The 10,310-nt window shown below is 38.3% G+C and carries 13 protein-coding genes and 3 pseudogenes; 10 read left to right on the plus strand and 6 right to left on the minus strand.

Features of this window, described 5'->3' with window-relative positions:
* Positions 1-88: 88 nt before the first annotated feature.
* Positions 89-1,630: an ABC-F family ATP-binding cassette domain-containing protein gene (locus tag HT696_RS08930; RefSeq protein WP_173253317.1), complete on the plus strand. Its 1,542-nt coding sequence runs from the start codon at positions 89-91 to the stop codon at positions 1,628-1,630.
* Positions 1,631-1,769: 139 nt separating this feature from the next.
* Here HT696_RS08930 and HT696_RS08935 read toward each other — a convergent pair whose 3' ends face one another.
* From HT696_RS08935 to HT696_RS10865, 4 genes are all read right to left on the minus strand, one after another.
* Positions 1,770-2,594 carry a peptidylprolyl isomerase gene (locus HT696_RS08935; RefSeq protein ID WP_173283568.1) on the minus strand — a complete coding sequence of 275 codons (825 nt, stop codon included), beginning with the start codon at positions 2,592-2,594 and terminating at the stop codon, positions 1,770-1,772.
* 306 nt (positions 2,595-2,900) lie between these two features.
* Entirely contained in the window at positions 2,901-3,125 is a 225-nt protein-coding gene (locus HT696_RS08940; protein WP_173253316.1) for a helix-turn-helix transcriptional regulator, read from the minus strand.
* Positions 3,126-3,127: 2 nt separating this feature from the next.
* On the minus strand, positions 3,128-3,706 hold the full coding sequence (locus tag HT696_RS08945) for a DUF3796 domain-containing protein (protein ID WP_173253315.1): 579 nt from the start codon (positions 3,704-3,706) through the stop codon (positions 3,128-3,130).
* A gap of 380 nt (positions 3,707-4,086) precedes the next feature.
* Positions 4,087-4,218 (minus strand): hypothetical protein, encoded by a 132-nt coding sequence (locus HT696_RS10865; protein WP_267240441.1) that lies wholly within the window; start codon positions 4,216-4,218, stop codon positions 4,087-4,089.
* Between the two features lie 177 nt (positions 4,219-4,395).
* Between HT696_RS10865 and rpsP the strand changes: the two genes are divergently transcribed.
* The 6 genes and pseudogenes from rpsP to HT696_RS08975 all read left to right on the plus strand — a co-directional run bounded on the left by rpsP (position 4,396) and on the right by HT696_RS08975 (position 6,958).
* On the plus strand, positions 4,396-4,668 hold the full coding sequence (rpsP, locus tag HT696_RS08950) for a 30S ribosomal protein S16 (protein ID WP_000268760.1): 273 nt from the start codon (positions 4,396-4,398) through the stop codon (positions 4,666-4,668).
* 19 nt (positions 4,669-4,687) lie between these two features.
* Positions 4,688-4,927, plus strand: coding sequence for an RNA-binding protein KphA (kphA, locus tag HT696_RS08955; protein WP_000379621.1), 240 nt, complete (start codon positions 4,688-4,690; stop codon positions 4,925-4,927).
* Positions 4,928-4,971: 44 nt separating this feature from the next.
* A pseudogene (locus HT696_RS08960) lies at positions 4,972-5,298 on the plus strand (nucleotide pyrophosphohydrolase).
* Between the two features lie 82 nt (positions 5,299-5,380).
* Positions 5,381-5,899 (plus strand): ribosome maturation factor RimM, encoded by a 519-nt coding sequence (gene rimM / locus HT696_RS08965; RefSeq protein ID WP_001105892.1) that lies wholly within the window; start codon positions 5,381-5,383, stop codon positions 5,897-5,899.
* On the plus strand, positions 5,889-6,608 hold the full coding sequence (trmD, locus tag HT696_RS08970) for a tRNA (guanosine(37)-N1)-methyltransferase TrmD (protein WP_173253312.1): 720 nt from the start codon (positions 5,889-5,891) through the stop codon (positions 6,606-6,608). Before rimM ends, trmD begins: the two co-directional genes overlap by 11 nt.
* Before the next feature lie 11 nt (positions 6,609-6,619).
* A complete protein-coding gene (locus HT696_RS08975) occupies positions 6,620-6,958 on the plus strand; it encodes an ATP cone domain-containing protein (protein ID WP_001196041.1) in 339 nt (112 codons plus the stop codon).
* Between the two features lie 30 nt (positions 6,959-6,988).
* Here the strand turns inward: HT696_RS08975 and HT696_RS08980 are convergent, their stop codons facing one another.
* Positions 6,989-7,309 (minus strand): hypothetical protein, encoded by a 321-nt coding sequence (locus tag HT696_RS08980; protein ID WP_173253311.1) that lies wholly within the window; start codon positions 7,307-7,309, stop codon positions 6,989-6,991.
* Positions 7,310-7,406: 97 nt separating this feature from the next.
* Here HT696_RS08980 and HT696_RS08985 point away from each other — a divergent pair, with 97 nt between their 5' ends.
* The gene (locus HT696_RS08985) at positions 7,407-7,622 is read left to right on the plus strand and encodes a YdbC family protein (protein ID WP_049542960.1); all 216 of its coding nucleotides are present in this window, start codon (positions 7,407-7,409) and stop codon (positions 7,620-7,622) included.
* A gap of 53 nt (positions 7,623-7,675) precedes the next feature.
* Here HT696_RS08985 and HT696_RS08990 read toward each other — a convergent pair whose 3' ends face one another.
* Entirely contained in the window at positions 7,676-8,212 is a 537-nt protein-coding gene (locus HT696_RS08990) for a biotin transporter BioY (RefSeq protein WP_173253310.1), read from the minus strand.
* A gap of 723 nt (positions 8,213-8,935) precedes the next feature.
* Between HT696_RS08990 and HT696_RS08995 the strand changes: the two are divergent.
* Both HT696_RS08995 and tnpA read left to right on the plus strand, forming a co-directional pair.
* Positions 8,936-9,649: pseudogene (locus HT696_RS08995) on the plus strand (ABC transporter permease); the annotation flags it as partial.
* Positions 9,650-9,799: 150 nt separating this feature from the next.
* Positions 9,800-10,263: pseudogene (gene tnpA, locus HT696_RS09000) on the plus strand (IS200/IS605 family transposase).
* The last annotated feature ends 47 nt before the right edge of the window (positions 10,264-10,310 follow it).

Raw genomic sequence — 10,310 nt, forward strand, 5'->3', positions numbered from 1 at the left:
GAAGTCAGTCACATATATACGGCAAGGTGAAGCTGACGTGGTTTGAATTTGATTTTCGAAGAGTATAAAAACAAGATAAGGAATTAAAATGAGTATTTTAGAAGTTAAAAATCTGAGTCACGGTTTTGGTGACCGTGCAATTTTTGAAGATGTGTCTTTCCGTCTTCTCAAGGGAGAACATATCGGTCTGGTCGGTGCTAATGGTGAAGGAAAATCAACCTTTATGAGTATCGTGACTGGTAAAATGCTGCCAGATGAAGGGAAAGTCGAATGGTCTAAATATGTGACTGCTGGTTATTTGGACCAGCACTCCGTCCTTGCTGAAGGGCAGTCGGTGCGCGATGTTCTCCGTACTGCTTTTGATGAGCTTTTCAAAGCAGAAGTCCGTATCAATGACCTTTATATGGAAATGGCTGAAGACGGAGCGGATGTTGATGCTCTTATGGAAGAAGTTGGCGAACTTCAAGACCGTCTGGAGAGTCGTGATTTCTATACCTTAGATGCTAAGATTGACGAAGTGGCGCGTGCCCTTGGTGTTATGGATTTTGGCATGGATACAGATGTAACTTCTTTGTCAGGTGGGCAAAGAACCAAGGTGCTTTTGGCTAAACTTCTCCTTGAAAAGCCTGATATCTTACTTTTGGACGAGCCGACCAACTACTTGGATGCTGAGCATATTGACTGGCTTAAGCGCTATCTCCAAAACTATGAGAATGCCTTTGTCCTCATTTCACATGATATTCCATTCCTGAACGACGTTATAAATATCGTCTATCATGTGGAAAATCAACAGCTGACGCGTTACTCTGGTGACTACTACCAGTTCCAAGAAGTCTATGCTATGAAGAAATCTCAGCTAGAGGCAGCCTACGAACGCCAGCAGAAAGAAATTGCGGATCTCAAGGATTTTGTGGCTCGAAACAAAGCGCGTGTTGCAACACGAAACATGGCCATGTCCCGCCAGAAGAAATTGGATAAGATGGATATTATCGAGCTACAAAGTGAGAAACCAAAACCATCCTTTGATTTCAAACCAGCTCGTACGCCAGGGCGCTTTATCTTCCAAGCCAAGGATTTGCAGATTGGTTACGACCGTCCACTTACCAAGCCATTAAACCTTACTTTTGAACGTAATCAGAAAGTTGCCATTATTGGAGCAAATGGTATCGGGAAAACAACTCTCTTGAAGAGTCTCCTAGGCATTATTCCACCTATTGCTGGGGAAGTTGAACGAGGTGATTACCTAGAACTTGGTTACTTTGAACAGGAAGTAGAGGGAGGTAATCGCCAAACACCACTAGAGGCTGTCTGGAATGCCTTTCCTGCTCTCAACCAAGCAGAAGTCCGTGCAGCCCTTGCCCGTTGTGGTCTGACAACCAAGCATATTGAAAGCCAAATTCAGGTCTTGTCAGGTGGGGAACAAGCCAAGGTTCGTTTCTGTCTCTTGATGAATCGTGAAAACAATGTTTTAGTGCTGGACGAGCCAACCAACCACTTAGATGTGGACGCCAAGGATGAACTCAAACGCGCTCTCAAAGAATACAAGGGATCTATTCTTATGGTCTGCCACGAGCCAGACTTCTATGAAGGCTGGATGGACCAAATCTGGGATTTTAACAAGCTAACTTAAAAATAAGGATAAAAGAAATACAGTACCGAATGTGGGTACTGTATTTTTTGGTTTTTAAGATTTAATACTCTTCGAAAATCAAATTCAAACCACGTCAACGTCGCCTTGCCGTACTCAAGTACAGCCTGCGGCTAGTTTCCTAGTTTGCTCTTTGATTTTCATTGAGTATAAAATCGTAGTCTTTCACCACTTCGATGCTGTCGATTGTGATAGCAGTAGTTGGCTTGTCTTTTTCATCTTTTTCGGCTTTGGCAATCTTATCTACAACATCCATACCGTCAATCACTTGACCAAAGACTGGGTGTTTGCCATCTAAACTAGGGTTTCCCCCTTCTTTGTAGGCTTCAATGATTTTCTTTGGATACTTGCTTGTAGGGAGTTTAGCAGAGGTATCTGTAGAGTTTTGGTTGATGAAGAACTGACTTCCATTGGTGTTTGGTTGACCAGTATTAGCCATAGCAAGAGCACCACGGATGTTATAGAGATAAGGAGTAATCTCGTTTTTGAAACCAGTTCCCTTATCTTTAGTCTTATCCTTGTCATGCCAGATGGACTGACCACCTGTACCGTCCCCTTTTGGATCTCCAGTTTGGACCATAAAGCCATCGATGACACGGTGGAAGGTAATGCCGTTATAGTAGCCTTCTTTGGCATGAGTGAGGAAGTTTTCAACCGCTAGAGGAGCGAGTTTAGGGAAGAGTTTAATGCGAATATCACCTTGGCTTGTGTGGAGAATCACTTCGGCTTCATCTTCAGCAACTTCCTTAGAAAGTTGTGGGAAATTGGCGTTTTCGTTTGTTAAAGCATCGTTTAACTCCTTGGCAGATTGTGCTGCTGCTTTGGAGCTTTCCTCAGCGGCAAGACTGGAATCAACATAGTCATCACCACGCAAACTGCGTTGGATGCTGCTACATCCAGCTAGGGCTACAGTTGATAGTAAAAGAAGGGTTGCTAGTTTTTTCATTCTGATCCTCTCAAAAATTCATTTCTACCATTGTACCCTAAAAGGAAGGGGATTTCAAATATTAGTGACAATACAGTTTAAGAGGAAGCCAACCAGAAAGTCGCTTGCTTAGGGGCATCAATGCCATAAGTATACTCAAAGTATTTTGGAAACCAGATCTTAAGAAAGCTCGTAAAGCATCACAATTTAGTAAAGGTTAATTCGAAAGAATTACTATATTTTAAAAGAGCACATTTTCAAAGGATTTTTTCTTTTGGCTTCAATTCCTAATCAATCAATGAACTTAATACTAGGTCTCGAAAAGAATTATGCTTCCTCTTTCTGTCTGAGTTCAAAGAGGTCTTCTACTTTCAGATTAAAAACTTGAGCAATTTTAAGAGCCATTTCCAGCGAAGGATTGTAACGGTTATTTTCCAAGTGCAGAATTGTCTCGCGTCGCATGCCGATGCGGTCGGCTAACTCCTGCTGGGTCATGCCTGTGGACTCACGAACAGATTTAAGCTTAGTAATAATATTGCTTTCTTTAGCCATGCTTATCCTCTACGTTCCAAGATAAAATAGACAACCGCAAAGATGCAAATCAAGGCAGCTATGCTAATAAATATCTGGCCTATGTAAAGAGTGAGAGCCCCCATATACCCAATGATAACTGATAGGATCATCAGTGCGCCTAGTATAAAAACAAACATCAAGCTAGCTGCCTTTGCTAAATTAGCATAAAAGCGTTCGTCCGGAGTTTCCTTGACATTTTTCAAAGAGAAAAAACCAAATACAATCACTTCAATAACGAGGCCAATTCCCAAAATCCATTCTTTAATACCAGAACTTACGCTTGGGGTCGCAATCCAAATTCCTACTGTATAAAAAATGCTTGCTGCAAATATAAGTATCGTGTAAAGCTTAGCAGACAAGTCAAAAATAATCTTTCCCTTACCTTTCTGACTCTTATGTAGCCAGCTCCAAATAGCTACAATTTGACCTGGTACTGAAATACCAGTAATAACTAACTTGGGTCCCCAACTAAGATTAGAACCAAATAAAACAATAAAATCAATAAAGAGAGCTACGGCAATCATTGCAATGAGGCCACGCATTTTTTGACTTTTTTTCATGATAGACTCCTTTTTTGTGTTATAAATATATAACACTTAAATTTTATGTTACAAATATATCATATTTGAATTTGGAAAGCAAGAATTTATGTACCAAGGTGGCAATTATTTGAAAAATTTTTTTAATAAAAACCCTCGCTAGTCAAATAACTAAAGAATTCTTTGAAGCAATGCATCGGATTTGGTTTGGATAGTTTCGTTAATAATATTTGATGATAAAGAATTTTTGAAAAATCTAGATACTGTATGAATATCTACTTTTTTTCTTAGACTGTTACAAAGTCTGTCAGAATAGGCGTTGTAGGTGTAGAAGTTAATTTTTATAGAACTAAATTATTCCCCTATTTAGAATCTATTGATTCATATTTTATAAACTAAAATTAGTAGATATCTTTCTTAAAATCCTTGATATTTCGCTTGGGATTTAGGAGCCAAGCATTCAAATCATGTTCAGGTGAGATGAAGGGCTTAACTTGGTGGTCTTTATCACATTTTTCTAAAATAGTATTCACTGATAGCCTCTTTCAAACATTTATTTCCTACTTCTAACAAATTTATAAATGGTTTAAAAATTTTATAGTCTGTCAAGTTTTTTTCTTGACACCTGTCAGAAATCTGCTATAATAGAACATGTGCTAAATAGCTCAGCTATTTCACTCAAATAAAAAATAAGAAAAGAGACTTTAAAAATGGCAGTTAAAATCCGTTTGACTCGTATGGGTTCTAAGAAAAAACCTTTCTACCGTATCAACGTAGCAGATTCACGTTCACCACGTGACGGACGTTTCATCGAAACAGTTGGAACTTACAACCCACTTGTTGCTGAAAACCAAGTAACTTTGAAAGAAGACCGCGTTCTTGCATGGTTGGCTGATGGAGCTCAACCTTCAGATACAGTTCGCAACATCCTTTCAAAAGAAGGTGTATTGAAGAAATTCCACGATTCTAAATTCTCAAAATAAGTTTAAAGTAGGTTGACAGATGGATACGATTGAAAATCTCATTATTGCGATTGTGAAACCCTTAATTTCACAACCAGATGCCTTAACTATCAAGATTGAAGATACACCAGAATTTTTGGAATATCATTTGAATCTTGATCAAAGCGATGTGGGTCGTGTAATCGGTCGTAAGGGTCGCACTATTTCTGCGATAAGAACGATTGTCTACTCTGTCCCAACTGAATACAAAAAAGTAAGAATCGTTATTGACGAAAAATAAGAAGGGCGGGACGAATGTCTCGCTTTTTTTGCAAGGAGCAGGATATGAAGGATTTAACGTTTAGACAATTACAAGACTATCTACTGGAACATTACTAGCAGTCTCGTACTGAGGAAGGTCTCTTTATGAAGTTAGTGGAGGAAGTCGGAGAAGTAGCTGAGGTTTTGAATGGTCGTTCTGGTAGAAAAGAGGAGGTTCAGGATTCTAACGAGGAACTAGTAAAAGAACTGGCTGCTATCATTCACTACACCGTCGCAATCGCTGTCATCAACCATATTGACCTTACCAAGACTATCTTTGAGAAAGACAAGACTGCAGCCATTAAGTACCAACATGAACGTGATTTGGAAGGATTTTTGAAGGGAAAGTAGAGATGTTGTCCTCTTCCTCCAACTTGAGAAAATCTTTGGAACGTGATAAAATAAAGGATAGAAATAGACTACAGGAGACAAGATGAACTACTTTAATGTTGGGAAAATCGTCAATACTCAAGGGTTGCAGGGTGAGATGCGAGTCTTGTCTGTGACGGATTTTGCAGAAGAACGGTTTAAAAAAGGAGCTGAGCTGGCCTTGTTTGATGAAAAAGATCAGTTTGTTCAAACAGTGACCATTGCTAGCCACCGTAAACAGAAGAACTTTGACATTATTAAATTCAAAGATATGTACCATATCAATGCGATTGAAAAGTACAAGGGATACAGTCTCAAGGTCGCTGAGGAAGATTTGAATGACTTAGATGATGGTGAATTCTATTATCACGAGATTATCGGTTTGGAAGTCTATGAGGGTGATAACTTGATTGGAACCATCAAGGAAATCCTGCAACCAGGTGCCAACGATGTCTGGGTGGTCAAGCGAAAAGGTAAACGTGACTTGCTCTTGCCTTATATCCCACCAGTAGTTCTCAATGTTGATATTCCAAATAACCGCGTCGATGTGGAAATCTTAGAAGGGTTAGACGATGAAGATTGATATTTTAACCCTCTTTCCAGAGATGTTTTCTCCACTGGAGCACTCAATCGTTGGAAAGGCTCGAGAAAAAGGGCTCTTGGATATCCAGTATCATAATTTTCGAGAAAATGCTGAAAAGGCCCGCCATGTCGATGATGAACCATATGGAGGCGGTCAGGGGATGTTGCTCCGAGCCCAACCCATTTTCGATGCCTTTGATGCTATTGAAAAGAAAAATCCGCGCGTCATTCTCCTCGATCCTGCTGGAAAGCAGTTTGATCAGGCTTATGCTGAGGATTTAGCTCAAGAGGAAGAGCTAATCTTTATCTGTGGGCACTATGAGGGTTATGATGAGCGAATTAAGACCTTGGTGACAGATGAGATCTCCCTGGGCGACTATGTCTTGACTGGTGGAGAGTTGGCGGCTATGACCATGATTGATGCTACTGTACGCCTGATTCCAGAAGTGATTGGCAAGGAGTCTAGCCACCAAGATGATAGTTTTTCTTCAGGCCTTCTCGAATATCCTCAATACACACGTCCTTATGATTATCGAGGTATGCTTGTGCCAGATGTACTGATGAGCGGGCACCATGAAAAGATTCGTCAGTGGCGCCTGTATGAGAGTTTAAAGAAAACCTACGAGCGCAGACCGGATTTGTTAGAAAATTATCAACTGACAGCAGAAGAAGAAAAAATGCTGGCAGAAATCAAAGAAAACAAAGAATAAAGGAGATACCTATGCAAGTAATCAAACGTGATGGAGAAATTGCTGAATTTAATCCAGATAAGATTTACCAAGCTATCTTAAAGGCAGCCCAGACTGTCTATGTATTGACAGATGATTTACGTCAAAACCTTGCACAAGTCACTAAGAAAGTGGTTTTGGATTTGGAAGAAGCCAAGGTGGAACGTGCTACCATTAGCATGATTCAGTCTATGGTTGAACATCGTTTGCTGGGTGCAGGTTACATTACCATTGCAGAACACTACATTTCCTATCGTCTACAACGTGACTTGGAAAGAAGTGGTTATGGAGATCATATCGCAGTTCATTTACATTTTGAACAAGTTCGCTAAGAAAAAAGAGTGGGATGAAGCAACTACATCTCACTCTTTCTTAAATCTATTTTTTTGGGCTGTTTGGACAGTTGAAGGGACAAATCGCAGGCGTTGAATATCGCTTATACGGATAATACGGGTCACATTTTTGGCAAAATTTTTCACAATAATTTGCTGTCCTTGCTGATCGTATTTGATGATGTCACCTGTAAAACTTGTCTCTGACAAGATAAGGTGAACAGCGGTTTGTTTCTGGATAGCCTCTTCAATAGTGGCTGTAAGGGAGTTGCTTTCAGTCTGATCTGGTTCTTCAAGTCCATTTAAAAAGTCATGTATTTTACCTAGAACTTGCTGGAATTTATGTCTCATATTGGCCTCCCTTCTTTTATATCAATATTATATAAAATTTTCCTAAAATCTACAAGATTTTACGAATAATCAGATGAAAGCTAAAAAGGAGAAGAAAATGGCAGAATTTACATTTGAAATCGAAGAGCACTTGTTGACTCTTTCTGAAAACGAAAAAGGTTGGACCAAGGAAATCAACCGTGTGAGCTTTAATGGAGCCCCTGCAAAGTTTGATATTCGTGCTTGGAGTCCAGATCATACTAAAATGGGCAAAGGGATTACTCTCTCCAATGAAGAATTTCAAACGATGGTGGATGCTTTTAAAGGAAAATAAGTTGTCAAAATGAAAGAAAAGGATATTGAGTTATGACAACTCGATATCCTTTTTTAGTTAGTAAAGTAAGCCTGATTTTTAAGACGTTGAAGTAGTGGACGGCTAATAAAACTAATAGCAATAATTTTACCAAGATCTGGGATGATAAAGGGAATGACCCCCACAACAAGAGCTTTTTCAAATGTCATTCCAGCTAGGAAATGCAAGCTGAGAATCCCTCCGACAAAGACAAGGGCATCACCCAATAGATTTGCAAGAAAAATCTTGACAATCCCGCTCTTGCTGTTAGTTAGGGAAGAAGTAAGTCCAGAGTATACAAGATAAAACCAAAGATAGCCTGCAGTAGGACCAACTAAAGCCTGAAAACCAGCTCCACCTCCTGCAAAAACAGGAAGACCGATAGCACCTAGAAGAAGATAGAGTCCCACAGAAAGTACAGCCTCTCTCGGTCTAAAGACAGTAGCAATCAAGCCGATTGCAAAGTTTTGCAGAGTGAAGGGGACGGGTCCAATTGGAAGACTGATTTGTGCCAAAACAGCAATGAGAGCAGCCCCAATAGCAGGGATAGCATAAACGTGAGCTTTTTTCAAAATAGCTAACCTCTTTTCTGATATATAGTAACTATTATACTCGTAGAGGAATTATTGTCAACCTATTTTTAAAAACAAGGTAACAAAAATTGTAACAGCCGATTTGATTCACAAGAGAAGTTGGATAATTGTTTTTTATCGATTTGTAAATCGCCTTTATAGATAATCTCATTTTATCAATAAAAAATATACTATAAATACTTGACAAACTAAAATATTAGTATTAAATTAATATTATAAACGCTTACAAATAAATGTGTTCAATTTTAAAATAGAGAATTATTACTGAGTTTTTGTCAAATATTATAATTCAAGGAGAAGTAAAATACAAAAAATTTACTAAGAAGAAGTTCATTTTGCTGGCTACAAGTTTTTTCAGTTTTGGATTTGCTACTACAGCTAGTGTTGGTAGTGAAACTACAGCAATCCCAGTTCTATATCCGATTATTGATTTATGGAAGTATGGTGTAAGTGATAGCTATGGTTATTCGAATTACTTTGTTAGTTCTTCAAATAATATTAGTTCAGAGTCATCAGTAACGAATATTTTGGGAACGTTAAAGTTCACGATAAAAAAGATTATAGATGGACATTTTCAAGCAAAAAATTTGAAATGATGTTCGATTAAATGCACATTGGGATTATTATAGATTTTAAAAAATAATTTATGAAAACAAGAGACCCAATTATAAAATAGAGTCTTTTGTCATATGGTAATTGCTTATGAAATTAAAATTATGTATCATTGGATTCTTCTTTTGTTTGATTGCTACAATTGGTCTGGTCACTATTAGTGATACCGAAATCCCCATACCTTTACCAATTGATGGTGCTTTTTCTATCCAAGGAAAAAGTAATCTTTCTAATAACGAAATATACGAAATGGTTCGTGACTTATCAAAAACGGAAAAGGTTACCATTTACAAGCCAATCGTTCAGAGTTCGGGTCAGTTGAAGTATGTAAACTTTGATGATGTAAATAATGAACAATTAAAGTCAGCACCAATAGTAGGGATGTATTACACACTTGGGAAAATAGATGTAGACAGTTTGAAACCACTTACGATGACTGGACTACAAACAGTATATATGGCTTATCCTTGGTATATAGGAGGAATATTACAATTTACTGGAACTTTAAGAATACTGTTAATGGGTTCAATTTACTTAACTTTATTAGTTGTTTTATTTGTTGTTAGGACGAGGCAGATCAAAGAAGGAGTGATACGACGTTCTTTGGGCTTGCCTGTATACGACCTTAGAAGAGAGTATGTCATTTCTCTTATTTTTGAACTGATTATGATGGCTTTATTGATGATTTCTTACAGTTCTTTTTTGGGTAATGGTTTCTTCACCTATAGTTCTAAGTTATTTTTCTCTCTGCTTTTAACGAATTTTATACTATTTCAAATCATTGATCTCATTACCTTTGTTTTATTATGTGACTATTAGTCTGTCTCGCTCCGTTAGGTGCGAGACAAAAAAACCACCCGCTATGCGGGTGCGCGTCGAAGGTTATACCAAAAAAACTCCGAACGCGATACAATAAAGGTGTTCAAGCCAATTGTAAAGCGAAAGGAGAAAAATATGGCACAAAAGGCTCATAGTTTATCGCACACAAAGTGGCACTGTTCTATCACATTGTGTTCACCCCTAAGTATAGACGAAAAGTTATCTATAATCAATATCGAAGTAGTTTAGGAGAAATATTTCATCGTTTGTGTAGTTATAAAGGAGTTGAAATTATCTAGGATCACTTAATGCCAGACCATGTACATATGTTAGTAAGTATTCCACCAAGGATAAGTATTTCGAGTTTCATGGGCTATTTAAAAGGAAAAAGTTCACTCATGATGTTTGATAAACACGCCAACCTCAAGTACAAGTTTGGGAATCGGCATTTCTGGGCGGAAGGTTATTATGTAAGTACGGTGGGACTCAATGAAGCCACAATTAAGAAATATATCCAAGAACAGGAAAAGCATGATATAGCACTAGATAAATTAAGTGTAAAAGAATATGAGGATCCCTTTAGGGATAGTAGTAAGTAATACTAAAGCCTCTTTGAGAGGCAAGTGACGAGTCAAGAGCAATGAGG

The sequence above is a fragment of the Streptococcus sp. 9903 genome, from assembly GCF_013276625.1.
Classification (GTDB): Bacteria; Bacillota; Bacilli; order Lactobacillales; family Streptococcaceae; genus Streptococcus.